At 63.6% G+C, this 16988-nt stretch carries 15 protein-coding genes, 1 tRNA gene and 1 pseudogene; 7 read left to right on the top strand and 10 right to left on the bottom strand.

The features are described 5' to 3' along the window. Positions 1-13: 13 nt before the first annotated feature. Together G154_RS18440 and G154_RS18445 are read right to left on the bottom strand one after the other, a co-directional pair. Positions 14-1360, bottom strand: coding sequence for an NAD-dependent succinate-semialdehyde dehydrogenase (locus G154_RS18440; protein WP_019511419.1), 1347 nt, complete (start codon positions 1358-1360; stop codon positions 14-16). Between the two features lie 364 nt (positions 1361-1724). After that, entirely contained in the window at positions 1725-2291 is a 567-nt protein-coding gene (locus G154_RS18445; RefSeq protein WP_023986177.1) for a hypothetical protein, read from the bottom strand. A gap of 224 nt (positions 2292-2515) precedes the next feature. On the opposite strand from G154_RS18445, the gene G154_RS25620 reads away from it, so the two are divergent. The 5 genes and pseudogenes from G154_RS25620 to G154_RS26070 all read left to right on the top strand — a co-directional run bounded on the left by G154_RS25620 (position 2516) and on the right by G154_RS26070 (position 7376). Continuing rightward, the gene (locus G154_RS25620; RefSeq protein WP_019511421.1) at positions 2516-4519 is read left to right on the top strand and encodes an Ig-like domain-containing protein; all 2004 of its coding nucleotides are present in this window, start codon (positions 2516-2518) and stop codon (positions 4517-4519) included. Positions 4520-4604: 85 nt separating this feature from the next. Next, on the top strand, positions 4605-4826 hold the full coding sequence (locus tag G154_RS18455) for a hypothetical protein (RefSeq protein ID WP_062417225.1): 222 nt from the start codon (positions 4605-4607) through the stop codon (positions 4824-4826). 92 nt (positions 4827-4918) lie between these two features. Then, positions 4919-6262 (top strand): annotated as a pseudogene (locus tag G154_RS18460) (amino acid permease); the annotation flags it as partial. Between the two features lie 71 nt (positions 6263-6333). Then, positions 6334-7221, top strand: coding sequence for an oxygenase MpaB family protein (locus G154_RS18465; protein ID WP_023986178.1), 888 nt, complete (start codon positions 6334-6336; stop codon positions 7219-7221). Further along, a complete protein-coding gene (locus G154_RS26070; RefSeq protein WP_234713096.1) occupies positions 7218-7376 on the top strand; it encodes a DUF2256 domain-containing protein in 159 nt (52 codons plus the stop codon). The genes G154_RS18465 and G154_RS26070 overlap by 4 nt, the downstream gene beginning before the upstream one ends. Here the strand turns inward: G154_RS26070 and G154_RS18470 are convergent. The 7 genes from G154_RS18470 to G154_RS18495 all read right to left on the bottom strand — a co-directional run bounded on the left by G154_RS18470 (position 7369) and on the right by G154_RS18495 (position 11784). Continuing rightward, the gene (locus tag G154_RS18470; RefSeq protein ID WP_019511425.1) at positions 7369-8295 is read right to left on the bottom strand and encodes an NAD(P)/FAD-dependent oxidoreductase; all 927 of its coding nucleotides are present in this window, start codon (positions 8293-8295) and stop codon (positions 7369-7371) included. The two genes, G154_RS26070 and G154_RS18470, sit on opposite strands and share 8 nt — an antisense overlap. A 61-nt stretch (positions 8296-8356) precedes the next feature. Continuing rightward, on the bottom strand, positions 8357-8653 hold the full coding sequence (locus tag G154_RS18475; RefSeq protein ID WP_019511426.1) for a hypothetical protein: 297 nt from the start codon (positions 8651-8653) through the stop codon (positions 8357-8359). Positions 8654-8841: 188 nt separating this feature from the next. Continuing rightward, on the bottom strand, positions 8842-9237 hold the full coding sequence (locus G154_RS18480) for a nitroreductase family deazaflavin-dependent oxidoreductase (protein WP_023986179.1): 396 nt from the start codon (positions 9235-9237) through the stop codon (positions 8842-8844). Positions 9238-9337: 100 nt separating this feature from the next. Next, positions 9338-9414 (bottom strand) — tRNA-Leu (locus G154_RS18485). A 387-nt stretch (positions 9415-9801) separates the two neighbouring features. Then, positions 9802-10293 carry a hypothetical protein gene (locus G154_RS26555; RefSeq protein WP_131701315.1) on the bottom strand — a complete coding sequence of 164 codons (492 nt, stop codon included), beginning with the start codon at positions 10291-10293 and terminating at the stop codon, positions 9802-9804. 4 nt (positions 10294-10297) lie between these two features. After that, positions 10298-11512 (bottom strand): amidase domain-containing protein, encoded by a 1215-nt coding sequence (locus G154_RS26080; protein WP_023986180.1) that lies wholly within the window; start codon positions 11510-11512, stop codon positions 10298-10300. After that, positions 11509-11784, bottom strand: coding sequence for a hypothetical protein (locus G154_RS18495; RefSeq protein ID WP_031601660.1), 276 nt, complete (start codon positions 11782-11784; stop codon positions 11509-11511). Before G154_RS18495 ends, G154_RS26080 begins: the two co-directional genes overlap by 4 nt. A gap of 267 nt (positions 11785-12051) precedes the next feature. Here G154_RS18495 and G154_RS27175 point away from each other — a divergent pair, with 267 nt between their 5' ends. Then, positions 12052-12198 (top strand): DNA-binding protein, encoded by a 147-nt coding sequence (locus G154_RS27175; RefSeq protein WP_081650046.1) that lies wholly within the window; start codon positions 12052-12054, stop codon positions 12196-12198. Positions 12199-12908: 710 nt separating this feature from the next. On the opposite strand, the gene G154_RS18500 is transcribed toward G154_RS27175, so the two are convergent. After that, positions 12909-13814: a hypothetical protein gene (locus tag G154_RS18500; protein ID WP_019511431.1), complete on the bottom strand. Its 906-nt coding sequence runs from the start codon at positions 13812-13814 to the stop codon at positions 12909-12911. 317 nt (positions 13815-14131) lie between these two features. On the opposite strand from G154_RS18500, the gene G154_RS18505 reads away from it, so the two are divergent. Continuing rightward, positions 14132-16078 (top strand): AAA family ATPase, encoded by a 1947-nt coding sequence (locus G154_RS18505; RefSeq protein WP_019511432.1) that lies wholly within the window; start codon positions 14132-14134, stop codon positions 16076-16078. The last annotated feature ends 910 nt before the right edge of the window (positions 16079-16988 follow it).

Here is a 16988-nt window from a genome sequence, read left to right on the forward strand (position 1 = left end):
ACCCGGGCGACACTCAGCCTGCGATGCGAATGAGCTTCTTGTTCACGAACTCATCGATACCGAAGCGGCCGAGCTCGCGGCCGAATCCCGAGCGCTTGACGCCACCGAACGGAAGCTCCGCCCCCTCGGCCCCGACGGCGTTGACGAACACCATGCCCGCGTCGATCTTGTCCGCCACGCGCTTGGCCTGTTCGGCATCGGTGGTGAAGACGTAGGACCCGAGCCCGAACGGGGTGTCGTTGGCCAGTTCGACGGCGGCGTCTTCGTCGGCCACCTTGTAGACCGTGGCCACCGGGCCGAACAGCTCCTCGCGGGCCGACGGCTTGTCCGGCGATACGCCGGTGAGCACGCCCGGCGGGAAGTACGCGCCGTTGCGTTGCCCTTCCGAGGTCAGGGTGGCGCCGTCGGCCACCACTCGCTGCACCTGCTCTTCGAGCCGCTCGGCGGCCGCCACCGACGACAGCGGCGCCAGTCCGTCGGCCTTGGCGAGCACCTTCTGGGTGAACTTGTCGACGAATTCGTCGTAGATGTCCTCGGCGACGATGATGCGCTTGGCGGCATTACATGCCTGCCCGGTGTTCTCGAAGCGGCCGTCGACGGCGGCCTCGACGGCCGAATCCAGGTCATCGGAGGACAGCAGGATGAACGGGTCCGAACCACCGAGTTCGAGGACGACCTTCTTGAGGTTGCGCCCGGCGATCTCGGCGACGGCGGCGCCGGCCCGTTCGGATCCTGTCAGCGACACCCCCTGCACCCGCGGGTCGGCGATGGCGTCGGCGATCTGTTCGTTGGTGGCATAGACGTTGACGTAGGCACCCTCGGGATAGCCTGCGTCGAGGAAGATCTGCTGCAGCGCGGCGGCCGACTCGGGACACTGCGGGGCGTGCTTGAGCACAATCGTGTTGCCCAGCACCAGGTTCGGGCCCGCGAAGCGCGCGACCTGATAGTAGGGGTAGTTCCACGGCATGATGCCCAGCAGCACGCCCACCGGGCTGCGCCGGATCAACGCGCTGCCCTCCCCCTCGAGCAGATCGATGGGTTCGTCGGCGAGGAAGCGCTCGGCATTGTCGGCGTAGAACTCATAGATCGACGCACTGAACTCGACCTCACCGACCGACTGGTCCAGCGGCTTGCCCATCTCACGCTGGATGATCTTGGCCAGTTCGTCCTTGCGTTCGTTGTGCAGTTCGGCCACCTTACGGATCAGATCGGCACGCTGGGCCACCGTGGTGTTCTTCGACCACTCGCCGAACGTCTTGGCCGCGGCGGCCAGCGCCTCCTCGATCTGCGCATCTGTCGCGGTCGGATACTCCCGCACCACCTCACCGGTCGCCGGATCAACCACTGCGTACAGACTCATGTGTCAGACCTTTCTTCGATGTTGTTCGATCACAGCATGTTTGGCCGGATCAGATGGGTGCGCGCCTCGCCCCGCAACGCAGCGCCTGTGGGCGCCACGGGTGTTGCACACTGCGGCGCGGCATCGGCCCTCCGGGTCAGCAGAAAAGAGCATTCACCTCGATCGTACAAGTCCGACGAGCAGGCGTCCGGCGGATCCGCGGGAACACCGAACCACGCTCACATCGACCCCGTGCGCCGACGAAATCCGAAGCAGCACAGGTCTACCCATCGACGCTCAAACATCCTGTCCCGCACCCCATTAGCGGACCAGTCGCTCCGATCTGCGCAACAAAGCGCGACCTGCAGCGCCCTCTCACGACGGATTACCGAAGGCCGACGGACCCACAGCGCCGGCTCGTCGCCCACCGGGCGATGCTGTCGGCATAGCGCGGCGTCTCCACCCGGCAGTGCGCACCCGACGCCTCTTGGCGCGCGGCCGCGGCGTCGGTGAAGCTCTGGCCTTGCGCGGCGATGAACGACAGGAAGTCCTCGGTCGGATGGGACGTCACGGTGTTGGTGTAGCGGCACCGGCCGTTGTCGAGCCGCTCCATCCGCAGCTCCCAGATGACCTGGGTGGTGGTCCAGCCGGCCGGGGTGAGGATGTCGGAAAGCGAGACCATCTTGCAGTAATGCGCTTGGGCGATTTCGTACCGGTACTGCTGCACCACCAGACCGCTACCGATCATCTCGACGTTGATCGACATGGGGGTGCCGTCGTCATCGACGGTGTAGCCCGCCGCCTTGTGATCGCCGGGGGCGCACCGCTGGTACTCGTGGGTGGGCAGGGTCTTGAGCCACTGCTCGATATCGATGTCATCAAAGGGCGCATCGACATCGGCGGTGACGACGGCGTGGGACAGGACCAGATCTGATCGGACGGTGGCGGTCATGACGCGCTCCTTGGTGCCGGGATTCGGGGACACATCAACCCTGTCCGCACCTGCAGCAACCGACAATCCCGCTGCCGTGACCGGTGCGGGTGGCGCTATCCCCCACCCGGAGGTCCGGTTTTCCCGCGCGACCGGCGGTGATCCGCTACGACCCGGTGCGCGAATCGAGTGACCGAACGCCCGTCACAGGATAAAGTCTGCCAAAATTGACGAGGGGGAAAATCGTGACGGCAAAGCACCCGACCCGCGCCGCCAAGCACCGCCGGCGGACCAAGCGCGCGGCGGCGCAGCGTCGGCTCGCCGCGGGTGCAGCCTCGCTGAGCTTGACCGCGACGCTGTTGGGCCTGACAGCCGTCGGCCCCGAGATCGCAACGGCCTTGGCCGAAGATGGCGTCTCGTCGAGTTCTGGCAACGCCGAGCGATCCGACAGAGCCGATTCTGGCGGCACCGACGACCAGAAGCGCACCTCCGGTCTCGGCGGAACGGACAACGACGGCCAGACCGACCGGCCGACCAAGTCCACGACGGTCGAGGACAACCGCGAGACCGACCGTGAACACGACCGGGAGACCGAGCTCAAGAAACCCGACACCGCCCCGTCCGAGGATGCCGAGTCCGAGAGCCTGCATGAGGCGACCGGTGCGGACACAGCATCCTCGCCAGGGACGTCCCCGCCCGAGACGTCCCTGACCGAAACGCCCCCGGCGGAAGAACCGCCCGCTGCCGCGCTCACCCCGCCGGTCACCGAGGCGGCTCCCTCGACGACGTCGACCGATAGCGCGGAGCGCATCCAGGAGCAAACCTCCGGGGACAGCACGCAGCCGGCCGCGCACACCTACTCGGCGGCCGCCACCACGACCGGCGGCCAGAACACCGTGGCCGAGGCGCCGCTGCCCGAGACCGAAACATTGACGCCGTCGGCCTCGTCGGTCATCTCACTCGACCCACCCAATTTCGGGCGCGAGTTCGTCGCGGGCCAGATCGAAGCGCTCATCGGTACCGGGCGGACGATAATCTCCCTGCTGCCGCTGCCGTACGAATTCAAGGAGTGGCTCTATGCGTCGTTGAACGGCACCCGCCGTGCGCTGTTCAACCAGGCGCCGTGGCTCAACCCCACTCAGATCAGCGCCGAGGGCGGGGTACCGATCTCCGGCACCCTGGGCGCGGTCGATCTGGAGGGTGACGAGATCCGGTACGCGATCGTGACCGGTCCCGCCTCGGGCACCGTGGTCATCGCGCCGGACGGGTCGTTCATCTATACCCCCAATGCCGGGTTCACCGGGGTGGACAACTTCGTGGTGTCCGCCACCGACCTCGGCGAGCACATCAACCTGTTCGACCTGTTCCGCGCCGCCAGCACGCATGCTTCGCTGTTGGTCAACGAGCGCGCGGTGTCGTTCATCTTCAACTACACCACCGGTTCGCAGTACTGGACCAGTGACGCCCGCACCGCGCTCTATCGGGCCGCCAACAACGTGATGCGTGAGTTCATCGTCACCAGGCCCGTGATCATCACCTACGAGATCACCGGTGAGAACACCGTCGGCACAAGCCTTGCCTCGGCCGAGAGTGCGCTCATCTCCTCCGGCGCAGGATTCTTCCCCACCGTGGTGCAGCACAAGCTGCTCACCGGAATCGACGCCAACGGCGCCGCCGCCGACGGGCATATCAACTGGAACTTCGCCTACCCGTGGGCATTTGGTGACTACGTCTCGGCTCAGCAGTACGACTTCGACATGGTCGCCATGCACGAGTTCCTGCACTCGCTGGGCTTCATGTCCTATGCGCAACCGTCCAGCACGGGAGCGCAGCGCGGGTGGACGCTCTATGACGGCTTCCTGCGCACCGCGGGCGGGTCCAAGCTGATCGGCTCGGACTTCCGGTTGACGCCGTCGATGGCGGCCAGCCTGACCGGGGGTTCGGGCAGCGTGTTCTTCGGCGGTAGTGCCGCGCAAGCGGCCTACGGCGGCATGGTTCCGCTGTATGCACCCTTCACCTGGGCCGGCGGAAGCTCGATCTCCCATCTGGACAGCACGGTGTTCAGCGGCCCCGACCGGCAGTTGATGAATCCCCAGGTTCCCACCGGCCACGGGATACGCACGCTGAGCGCGGTGGAACGCGCGATCATGCAGGATCTCGGCTACACCCTGGCCCCGATGGACGCGTCGTCGATGCTGGCATTGGTCGGATTCGTCTTCATCCGGCGCCGCCGCGTGGAAGCCGAATAGCGCACTGCGTCGGTCCACTTGGTGAAAGCCGGACCGAAATTCGCTGTGCACAAATAACATTGGCGTCATGACGAAGCTGTTTCTGATGGTCGCGATATTCGCGGCAGGTCTGGTGGTGGCACCGGGCGCCCAGGCCGCGCCGTGCGATCCGAACTACTCGGGCGCCTGCGTGCCGATCGCCAGCGATGTCGACTGCGCCGGCGGCAGTGGCAACGGACCGGCGTACGTCCAGGGCCCCGTGACGGTGATCGGAAACGATATCTACGACCTCGACCGCGACGGCAACGGGACCGGCTGCGAGTCCTGAGCGACCCCCGCCCACACCGCCTGGAGTGAGAGCGCTCACAGGTGGGTACTCCCCCTCGGTCCAATTTCGGCCCGACAGCGTCGGAGGTACCCATGAGCGAGGCACCAGGTCTCAAGAGGGCGTTGAGCCAGCGGCAGCTGACGATGATCGCGATCGGCGGCGTCATCGGGGCCGGCTTGTTCGTCGGTTCCGGCGTCGTCATCGGTGACACCGGCCCGGGCGCATTCCTGACCTACGGGATGGCCGGCGTGCTGATCATCATGGTGATGCGGATGCTCGCCGAGATGGCCGTGGCCAACCCGTCCACCGGATCCTTCGCCGACTACTCGCGCAAGGCCCTCGGGAATTGGGCCGGATTCTCCGTCGGCTGGCTGTACTGGTACTTCTGGGTCATCGTCGTGGGGTTCGAGGCGATAGCGGGCGCCAAGATCATCCAGTACTGGATGGACGTGCCGTTGTGGTTGTCCGCGCTGATCTTCATGGTGCTGATGACCGCGACCAACCTGTTCTCGGTGGCATCCTACGGCGAGTTCGAGTTCTGGTTCGCCGGCATCAAGGTCGCCGCGATCATCGGCTTCATCGGGCTGGGAACGGCATTCATCTTCGGACTGTGGCCCGGTAAGTCCGCGGACTTCTCCAATCTGACAAGTCACGGCGGGTTCATGCCGCTGGGCTTCGGCGTGATCACCGTGGGCATCGTGACCGTCATCTTCTCGATGGTCGGCGCCGAGATCGCCACCATCGCGGCCGCGGAGTCCGCCGATCCCGAGCGCGCGGTGGCCAAGGCCGCCAACTCGGTGATCCTGCGCATCCTGGTGTTCTACGTGGGCGCGGTGCTGGTTCTCGTGCTGATAGTGCCCTGGAACGACGAGAGCGTCGCCGCCTCCCCGTTCGTCGCGGCGTTCACCGAGATGGGCATTCCGTACGCCGATCACGTCATGAACGCCATCGTGTTGACCGCGGTGCTGAGCTGTCTGAATTCTGGCCTCTACACGGCTTCCCGCATGCTGTTTGTGCTCGCCAAGCGCCGCGAGGCCCCGCCGACCCTGGTCAAGATCACCAGTCGCGGCGTGCCCGCCAACGCGATCTTGGCGTCCTCGGTGATCGGGTTCCTGTGCGTCATCGCCGCGGCCGTCTCCCCCGACACCATCTTCGCGTTCCTGCTGAACTCCAGCGGCGCGATCATCCTGTTCGTCTACCTGCTCATCTCCATATCCCAGATCGTGCTGCGCTACCGCACACCGGATTCGGAACTCCGGGTGAAAATGTGGCTGTTCCCAGCACTTTCCGTGCTCACGGCCTTGGGTATCGTCGCGATTCTGGTGCAGATGTTCATCGACACCGCGCTGCGCTCACAACTGGTTCTGAGCCTGCTGTCCTGGGCGGTGGTCATCGTGCTGTACGTCATCAACAAATGGTTCGTGAAACGACGCCCGCGTAGCCCGGAGTCGTCGTTGGAGGAAGATTCGCAAAGTGCCCCACCCGAGCGGCACGTACCGTCGTAGTCATGGTGCTGGGGCGGGAAATGGGTGCGATCAGGGACAGCCTGGGACGTGCGCTGTTCGGGCTGGTGGCCGGGCCCGACGGGCCGCAGAACCGGGCCAGGATCCACGACACACCGGGGCCACGCTGGTTCGACGAGGACCGTCCGATCCGCCGCGTCCACGCCGACGCCTCGATGTTCGTCGGAGGGCTGCGTGCGCTGCTGTTGCAGTCGCTGCATCCGCTGGCGATGGCCGGTGTCGCCGAGCATTCCGATTACCGCGGTGACCCGTGGGGGCGGTTGCAGCGCACCAGTACCTTCCTCGCCGAGACGACCTTCGGGCCGGCCGCGGACGCGCAACGCGCAGTGGACAAGGTGCGCGGTATCCACCGTCGGGTGCGCGGGGTGGCGCCGGATGGCACGCCGTATGAGGCCTCCGATCCGCACCTGCTCGAATGGGTGCACATCGCCGAGATCGACAGCTTCCTGCTGGCGCATCAGCTCTACGGTGCCGAGCCCCTGGATCAGGCCGGGCGCGACGGATATGTCGCCGATACCGCCCGGGTCGCGCAGGCGCTCGGGGTCCCGAATCCGCCGCGCACCGAACGTGAACTACAGGCGCGCATCGAGGCCTATAGACCGGAGTTGCGCGGGACCGCGGCGGCGCGGGACGCGGCCCGTTTCCTGCTGCTGACGCCGCCGTTGCCGCTGCCGGCGCGCGCACCGTACGGGGTGTTGGCCACGACCGCTGTGGCGATGTTGCCGAGCTGGGCACGAAAGCCGTTGTGGCTGCCGTACTTCCCACCGCTGGAGGCGACCGTGGTGCGGATGTCCGGGCGGGTGCTGGTAGGCGGTATCCGGTGGGTTCTCACCGCGGCTCGTGACCAGCAGGAGCACGCGACGTCGGCGTGACGGGAGGGACGGCGTTGGACAAGAACAGCGAGGTCAAGGTCTGCCCGACATGCGGTCGCCCGTTCCACAATCGCAAGAAGTGGCGCTCGCGTGGGCAGTGGGAGCAGATCATCTACTGTTCGCGCCGCTGTCGAGGTGCCGCGGCTGCTAGGTGAGGGCGGCCGCGAGGGCAGCGCCCAACCGCCGGCCCGATAGCCATGCCGACTCCACGCGCGGGGCGCCCGAGGGGCACCAGGCGTCACCGCAGATTCCCAGTGGGCGCCCGGAGGTGTCCAGACCGAATTCGGCATCGCCGTGGGTGCCGGCCGGCTTCGCGAACGTCCAGCGGTGCGCGTGCGTCCAGGACGGTGCTGCGCCGATGCCCGTGACCCGTCGAAGCGCCGAAAGTACCGGAGCCACCGCATCATCCGGGTGTTCCAGATGCGTGTGCGCTCGGTCCGCGGTGGTGTGCATGACGAGTACGGCCGCGCCGTCACCGCGCCGGGCACCGTCGTCGGCGATGAAGGACAGGTCCGGGTCGTCGTTGACGAATGCGGCATCGGCGAACGGCCAGATGCGGTCGGGCCAGCCGGCCGCGACGGCGATCACCGGTTCATAGGTCACCCATGCGCACGCCTCGGGTGCCAGCCGCGCCGCCTGCGGGTCGGGCATCGCCAGGACCACGGCATCGTGGGCGAGATCGCCGAGGGATTCGACTGCCGATTCGACGCGGACACCATCGGGAAGCTGGTCGCGGACCAGCGATCTCAGGCCGCCCGGAGCGGCGAAGCGCATGGGTCCCGTGGTGACATCGTGGCCTGCCGGGGAGAACACGTCGAAGGTGTCCGTCCAGGGGCGCGCCAGGCCGCGCGAGATCCATCCGTCGGCGATCGCGGTGAACGACGGGTCGTTGACGGTGAAGTACGCGGCACCCATGTCGACGCGGCGGCCGTGCAGGGTGGGTGAGGCCATCCGGCCGCCCGGCGCGCGGCCGCGTTCGAAGATCTCGACCTCGATATCGCGCTCCCGCAGGGCTTGTGCGCATGCCGCGCCGGAGAGCCCCGCCCCGATGACTGCAACGCGTGGTGATGCCATGCTCGCGAGGGTAGCCGCACGCAGAATCCGGCCAGATTCTGCGTGCGGGCGCAGCTTCGGATTACAGCCGGATCCACTGCCCCAGGAACCAGAAACCCCAGCCGTCGCCGTTGCCGGCACGCATCGGCTCGACGCGGTGGCCGTTGTATTGGAAGGGCTGATGGTCACCACGGGCCTGATCGATACCGCGCTGCTGCCAGTTGTTGTTCTGCGGCCCCGGGGCACAGGCGGGCGCGTTCGGCGTACCGCATCCAGGGCCGGGCTCGGCACTCGCTGTGCCCATGCCGACACCGAGCAGGCCGGCCACCGCGATACCGCCGGCCAGGATCGGCGCGGCTGCGCGACGCGTGAACTTCATGGGGTGACTCCGTTTCGTCCGTGTGTGTTGCCGCGGCACCTCACCGCCACACGAAGCACGACGTTATGGCCGCCCGGTGGGTCACCCCTGTGCCAACCTTAGGCGCGCGCTGTGCGTCCGGTAACGAATCGAAACGGTGTTGCCGCAGCGTAGTTCGCGCCCGCGGCGAGCGCCGTGCACGACCGAAGTCAGTCCGCCGAACCAGCCTTTGTCAGCAGCAGGGTTGCCTCGTTGTATGGAAACAACCGGTAGAACAGCCGAGAACGAGGCAGCACCAGCTCCGCCGCCTCGTCCTTGCTCACCACCCGTGGGTCGACGAGCTCGATGGACCGCCCACGCTTGTGCAGCACGGTCGGTCCGCCGGCAAGCACGTTTTTCACCCAGTCGGTTTGTGGGCCGTAGCCGATGAGAATGGCGTAGCCGTCGTGCGTCGCGAACACCAGCAGGGGCGTGCGATATCGCTTGCCCGACTTCCGGCCCACGTGCTCGAGCGTCCCGAGGTTCGGAAGCCACGGTGTGATCCTGCGGGCAGCCGGGTTGGTGACTCTCTTGTTGAACTCTGCGACTCGGCGAGGGACGCGCATTCTCGAAGTCTAGGTATCCAGCGATGTCCCCCTCCTGGCGCGATGCTGACGCAGGGCGCCCGGGAGTCTCGCACCCCTGTGGCCCTACCTACGACAATTGTGGTGCCCCCAGTCGGACTCGAACCGACACTTGGCGGATTTTAAGTCCGCTGCCTCTGCCAATTGGGCTATGGGGGCGTTGCAGCTCAAAGCATAGTTCAGGCTGTTTCAGCCGCCTGCTGATGCTCTGCCGAATATCTCCGCGCTCTTGCCCAGATCGACATACTCGCCGCAGTGAGTCCGTTTAAGGTATGCCTGCCATCTGGCTTGTACTGGAAGCTTTTGGCGCGCTCGGTGCCTGTCCTGTCGACACATCCGACACGCTGCCGCGAGACCTTGCCGTACATCGCGGACCGTTCCGTGCGCATCGCGCCATCCGGTTCCTTGACACGTTTGTGCCATCGGTCGTCGATATCCGCTCGTTCATTTCGGGTGATGAAACACTGACGGTACAAAGGCAATCCGTGAGAATCATCCGCCGCATGAACGCCATACGGAGCCGGACGGCCGATGCCGAGCCAGTGACTAATCCGTCACAAAATACGACGGCTCCCAGTAACCCATTTCTGCAACGGCGATTACACCAATCGTCTTGGCACTGGTCGGTTCTCCTGGACAGTTCACGTCGACGACCATGTCGAAGCGATAGCTTGGATTGTCGGAGGAACTCCCGGGCACCGGTTGCCGGCCTTGTTCACCACGGTCGTCTGTCGACACCAGCTCGAAACGGCAACCGGGTTCTGGCATCGAGGACTCGATTGTGCGGTTCTTCGCTGTCTGTCGTGCATGTGACTCGCCGCCCGAGCGGAGAACAGGCACTTGTGCGACATCACGGGTATTCAGCCCCGCCACCAATTTCTCTGCCCAGTTACGTTGTTCACCGGGGCCAAACTCTTTCATCACGGGCCCAGCGTCTCTCGACAGGAATGCGTACGCCGCAATCGCGCCACCGATCACCAACAGGGCAAACGCACTTACAACAACGACCGCGAATCTGTGCGCCTTTAACCAGATCATCTGATCATTCCCCCGGGTACCGCAAACGAACGAACTCAACTTGAGCAGGTGGTCGAGTATATTCCTGAGAGTCGGGCATCCAATCGTTGTGCCTGTTGACATCAGCTGCGTGTTGGTTGATCACGTCTGTGGGCACGCCGTTGACCATCGCTTGGCCTACGTACACCGATACGTGGTTGATCTGCCCGTCCGCATCCTTGTAATAGATCAGATCACCCGGCAGCAAACCAGCCCGGGAGGGAGCAAGCGGGTCCAACCCAGCCCTGCTCGGCGTGGGCACCACCCCGATAACTTCGCCTCGCCCAGAATGCTGGGTAACGAAGTTATGGTTTTCCTTCGCCAGTGTCCACGTTGTCGAGAACCGATTTCCGGGAAACACCCCGCCGTCGTTCTGGTAGTACCAATCGTCGCTGTCCCCGCGGCGCCAGTCATCTATTTCGTTGCCAACGTCTCCAAACCCGCCCGCACGCATGACTTGCGAGGCGAAGTTAGTGCAGTCCACCCCTCCCCCTCCGAGCGCCTCATACTCTGGATTGAATCCGTCAGCCCACTTCTCCGCGTACTCCACGGCCGCACGACGGCTCGCGGACAATTCAGGGCCAGGCAACAGCGGAGCCGGCGACCCGTGCTCCTCTTCGTTATCCACCAACCGAATCGTGGGGTCAGACCCAGTTCCGGTGGCGCCCTCGCCATCGAATCGGACACCTTGAAGCTCAGCAGCCTTGCCTCGAAGTTGTTCACCAACAAGGACTTCGGTGGCAACGAGTTGTTCAGCACGCCAGCGAATGAACTCGGCATGCTCAGCCAACGCCAATGTCCGCGCTGCTGCAGTATCGATGAGATAGGGCCGGTTATCGACCACGGAGAGGTCCTCTCTGACTCTGAAGTCATCTCCTTCAGCATCAGCGATAGCCTCCAAGATACTACTGCGCGCACGCTGAATGTCGTTGGCTCCACTGGTGGCAACGTCGGCGGCTTCTCCGTGCAAGTCACTTTGTAAGCGAACCACTGCGGAGTCCGCCGCCACCCGAGCCGACGCAGTATCCTTGGCGTCCCCTTCCCACGTCGAACCGCCTGCAGCCAGAATGTTCTGCCTGTGCCGGTCGAACGCAGATTCCAGTGCATTTGCGGTTACGCGCCACCGAGTGGCCGCAGCATCGAGTTCAGAACTATCCCATGCCTCGATCTCCGAGCGGCTCGGTATGGCGACCGGGATCACAGCGTCACCGCGATGACGTCTGCACTGCCCCCATCCGTTGCCTCATAACGCGCAGCTGCCGACGCGGCGTCTCCGGCCTGATCTGCGATACGGCCCGATACAAGCGTGCGCACGCTCGTACTTACCGCATCAAACACCGCTATCCCCGCCCCACTAGGACGAGCACTCACGGAACCCTCCACGCCGCCGGCCAGCACCTCGGCAGCCGCTGCGGCACTGTCAGCGGCCGCCGACTGCAAACCGCCCGCGTCCACTTCCAGGTCTTTTCCCATGTCACCCCCTGCAACCATCGCAGTTTACTGCGGCTATCGACCGTGTCTGCACAGCAAAAATGGACGGCCAGGCTGACTGATCAACCATTCCAGGTGCACTCACCGGTGGAAGCTACTGCTGACCACTGTGACCGCCGGACACCTTTTCTCGCGCAGCTGTCAGCTCCGCTACCAGTTGTAAGCGAATGCGCTTCAGGTGGTGGACGTCAGGAACCTTCGCGATTCACTGGTGGGTCAGCACGAAGAAATTCAATCCACGAGGAATTGATGGAACTGCATGGAGCCAAACAGGTATCGGAATTGACCGGTGTGCCGGTTGGGACTTCGAGGTACTGGCGTCATTCGGACATCGGTCCGGCGAGCTTCACATTGGGCTGCCGGGTCGTGTATCGACGCGATGAGGTTCTGCGATAGATCTTCGAGCGGGAGAGTGCAACCCGACACGGAGGCGGCAACGCCGCGTGATGCTCACTCTTGAGAAAGACCCGATCGCTCAACCGGAAGTTCCCCATGAGAATAGCCCGTCATGCCCGCCTACAGAAGCACCGCACGCGGGAAAACCCACGGGCGCCAAACCAGATTCGTGATCAACCGACTCCGGGATTCGCGATGAGAATCGCATGCAAGAAGACGGGCCACCGACGCGCCGGCTTCACATTCGGTCAGGCGCATTTGCTTCGACCGACATCCTCATCCTCCCGCGCGAACATCCAGTTTTTGCCTACCCCGCGGCGAGGGCGCTCCGGTGAAGCACACACCTCTTGCACTATGAGGGACAGTTGGCTAGAGCTATCGACGGACGAAATTGTCATGGGGCTTCCGCTTCTGGCTCACTTGTAGTGCGGCGTCGCTAGGGATGCGAGGCCGCGGAATGTCTCCAATCTTCAGGTGCGACGAGCATTCGCCGCCAAAGCCGTCCAGTCTCGCGTGCAGAGGTAGGACCTCCCCGCGAGCACACTGGGGATTCTCGTCACCTCAGCGAGTGGGAGCCAGAACAGTCAACTCCCGTCGGGCGGATGGCCGTCGGCACCTTAGCTCGGACCGGGCGACTTATCGGTATCCCTAACAGACTCGCGTGTTAGCTGGCTGCCCAGCTTCGCGGCTACGGCACGAGTTCCGTTCTACTACTTTCCGCGCGCCACATCGATCATGAAGTCGATGTGCGCATCGACTAACCCGGCCTCGTACTCATCGAGCTCGTCTTGCGTGGCATCATCTGGCTCCAACTCTATGTGCAGAGTCACTGCGGCTTCGATTAGGTACTCCCGGCGGTCCAGCTTCAGTCGACACACCCCGCACTCGAACCGACGGGCAACACCCTCCCGTTCGACGAATGCATCTCCTTGCCGACTACCGAACTCCTCGTCCAGGTATTCGACCGTCGGTATGCCGCGATGGATCTCGTAAACGACCCAGCCCATGTTTTCGCAAGCCGGGCAGAGGTGCGAAATTGCTTCCTCGGAACGTGAGTTCATCGTCGGAGGTACGTCCGCAAACTGCTTGATGACCTCAGCTTTGCCTGCTTCGACGAGGCTCTTCGTGAGGGTCTGATAGTCGTCCTTTGCTCGACGCAGTAGTTGTACATACCGGGCCTTTGCTTCGGTGATGGCTTCATCGACAATCGCGCGGACGAACTTCTCTGCCTCCTCACCGCCCCAATACTCAATCCTTGCCGAAGCTTCGACGCCCAAGTGCGTAAACAAACTGTCAATGAATAGAACCATCTGCTTGAACGCGGCCCTGTTGGCCTGCGTCGATGCCACGCCAAGATGAATCGCAGAGTTGCGTACCCGGAAAGCCAGCTCGAATTCTTCCTTTTTCAACTGCAGCTCGCTCGCCTTGCTTAATCGCTCGATGGCGGCCGTCCCTGCAACTGTGGTGAGCTGAGGCAGGTAATCGACTGCGACGCCTTTCCCGTCCAGTGTCATTGCTGTCTCGATCCTGTAATTGTCGGGAAGCAGCTGAAAACTCTGGAGCGCTATGACATCTTTAAGAAGGAGCTCGACAGCGGTTCCGATCGAAATCGCCACGCGTTGTGCATCCCAGCTGGTTTAGCCGGGATACAGTTCGTGCACCAGGCGTGCGTGTTGGGACGACGCATTCAATAGCACGTCAGGCAGCTTTTCATACGCGACGTGGTGAGCACCCGCTGGCCAGCCGTGAGTCATGGGGTCACAGTAGCTCGCCAGCATGAGAGCACACGTTCCGGTTCGCGGATATCACGCGGTAGGTTTCGCGCGGAGGTAGTTGGCCGGCATAGGCGACAGGCGCGACAATTTTGGGATTCTTGCGCGGCTGGAACCCGGCTTAGCAATATGCTGCGGGCGGTCGAATCGGAGGGGAATACGTGCGACTAACGAAAGCGGAGTTCAGCGGCTTCGGACGCCTTGCTAACGCCCAGATCAATCTCGACCATAAGGTGGTCGCCATCGTCGGCCCCAATGAGGCTGGCAAAACAACGCTCCTGAAGGCGCTCGCCTACATCGACAGCGGCCAGTCGCTCACCGTTGTGGAGCGGTCGAGGAGCCTTCCCGGCGGAATCCCTGACGATCACGTCGTGGTGCGAGTTCAATATCGGCTGAATGAGAACGATCAGGCCGCCACTGCCCATCTCGACCTGAACGAGGCACCAACTGATCTCTGGCTCTCCCGGACTGCTGGACCGGGTGATATTCGTACCGAGGTCATTCCGCGCCCCAGAAAGAATCTGTTCACTCTCGTTTCCGCATTTGAGGCTCTTAAGTCTGCGGGAACGACTGCTGCCATCGCGGATCTGGAACCTGACACGCCAGAGGACGACGATTCGCAGGAGATTAGCGACGAGCGCGCCACGTTCGCTCGCCGCTTGAGAGATGCACTAGGCGCGCTGGATCTAAATGACACGTCCAACATACAGAGCCAGGCCAGCGAATTTGGCGCAAGCAGGTGGATTGAGAAATTCGACGAATACGGCCTGGGAGGAGATATCCGGAACGCATTGGAACTCGTTCAAGAATGGATCGGCCGGACCGACCCTACGGAGCAGGTCACCACCATTCTTTACAACCGTTCGCCGGAGATCCTTATGTTCTCCGATGAGCACAGGTTTCTGGCCCCGAGTTACGAGCTGACCGACGAGAACGTCGACAAACCACCGGCTGCGTTAGGAAACATCGCCGCGATTGCCGAGCTCCCAGTCGCCGAGCTTTGGAGATCGATCAACAACGGGGAGGAAGGAGCTCGTGAGACCTTGATCGACCAAGCAAACCAGACCCTACAGAAGAAGTTTGAGCAGACATGGAACCAGTCAAAGGTATCGGTGCACCTGAAGATCAACGGTTTCAGCTTAGAAGTCCGGATCAAGCAGGACGGGCGCACGATCACGCAGTTCCACGAACGCAGCGCAGGATTGCAGATGTTTGTAGCACTGGTGGCGTTCCTGACTACCAAGGGGCAGGCGGTGCCTCCGATTCTCTTGATCGACGAAGCTGAGACCCACCTCCACATCGACGCTCAGGCCGACTTAGTAAACGAGTTCATGACCCAGACTCGGGCAGCGAAAATCATCTATACGACCCATTCGCCAGCTTGTCTACCGCCCGATCTGGGAACGAATATCCGCGCCGTTGCTCCCGATCCCGACAACGGACAACGGAGTGTGATCGAGGGCAGCTTCTGGACGAAAGGGGCTGGATACACACCGTTGATGCTCGCGATGGGTGCTGGAGCAGCAGCGTTCTCGGCAGCACGCAAGGTCGTGCTCGCCGAGGGGGCAACAGAGATGCTCATGTTGCCGACGCTGATCAAGACGGCAATCGATGCCGCGGACCTCGATTACCAAGTAGCGCCGGGGCTTTCCGAAGTGCCTGTCTCGATGTACCCAGAACTTGACCTCGAAGGTGCCCGGGTTGCGTTCTTGGTCGACGGCGATGGGGGCGGTAGCGACTTGCGGGATGCACTCATTGAAGCTGGTGTTCCAGCGAATCGCATCGTCACACTTGGAGCGCTGACCATTGAGAATCTGTTGGACCCAGACGCGTACAAACAGGCTGTGGTGATGCTTATCAACGAGGCCGCGGGTGCCAAAAGGGTCACTGCCGAAGACATTCCCGACCTCCCTGTGGACACAACGTCATTGTGGCCGAAGATCATAGGCAATTGGGCCAAGGCCGAGGGACACCCGCTGCCGGGAAAGCGGGTGGTTGCCAGCCGCCTCGTCGAAGATGGCCTGGCCAGGCCGAGTCAAGCTGGCATCGAAATACTCAAGGCCGCCCACGCTGCGCTGAGCGGCATACTTGATGGAGCAACGACGTGAGGTGCTGTCCCACGTCATCGCAAGCTCGCGGTAGGCCGTCGCGAAGGACACCCCGAGGCGGGCTGCGATTTCGGCAGCCCGCCAAGCTGCGAGGCGGCGGTGCATAGCGATGGTTCGCGGGAAGCTCAGAGAGGCGGCCCGGCAGATGCGTGAGCGGGTATCCGCGCCACCAGATCAAATCGTCATCTTCGCAGGGCTCCCGAGATTCTGCGCCTGGCCAATCCTCCTCCAGATCCAGCAGGTAGTAGTACAGCGCCGCGTTGTCGTCCTCGGCCCAAGGACCTGGGTCGATGAGTGACCTTCGGGTGTCGCGCGCCAAGCCCCAGGTGCGATCCGAGGCGGGCGTGATGTAGACCAGCCGAATTGACGAAGCATCCGTCCACGCGTGGGACACCAAGAATAGATACCGCCCAGGCCCGGGATGGGCATCGGCGTTAGCGTTGCGGACCTCAATCCGATGAAGCAGCTCCTGGAGAACCCTGGCCGCGAACTCACACTCCGCGGCGGACTGGGGTTCGTCAGGTGAGGGCTCAGTTGATGGGTGCATAGTTGTCCTCCCACGGCACCTCGGGACCTCCGAACCGCGTCAGCACAACAGCTTTCATCGAATTCGGCATTGGCGGTGTTCCTCATCGTCGGTGCGCGACACGGCGGGATGGATGTTTCTGCTCCCAGCGTGCCGTCACCGACACGCACACGCCAGTGGCGAGATTGCCAACATCCGCGAGGATAGTGACAGCGGCTAGTTATCCGTGCCCGGTGGCGGTTCGGGTTCGAAGGGTGTGTACCACATCCATTGGGCGCGCTCCCCCTTCGGACCGCGGCACGGGGGCACATCCGGTGGTGGCCCGGTCGGCGGGCGGGCCAGCGACGCCCCGGTCAACCGGCGACCCTCACAGTCGGTGACCAC

Origin of the sequence: Mycobacterium sp. VKM Ac-1816D, from assembly GCF_000416385.1 — a bacterium.
GTDB lineage: Bacteria > Actinomycetota > Actinomycetes > Mycobacteriales > Mycobacteriaceae > Mycobacterium > Mycobacterium neoaurum_A.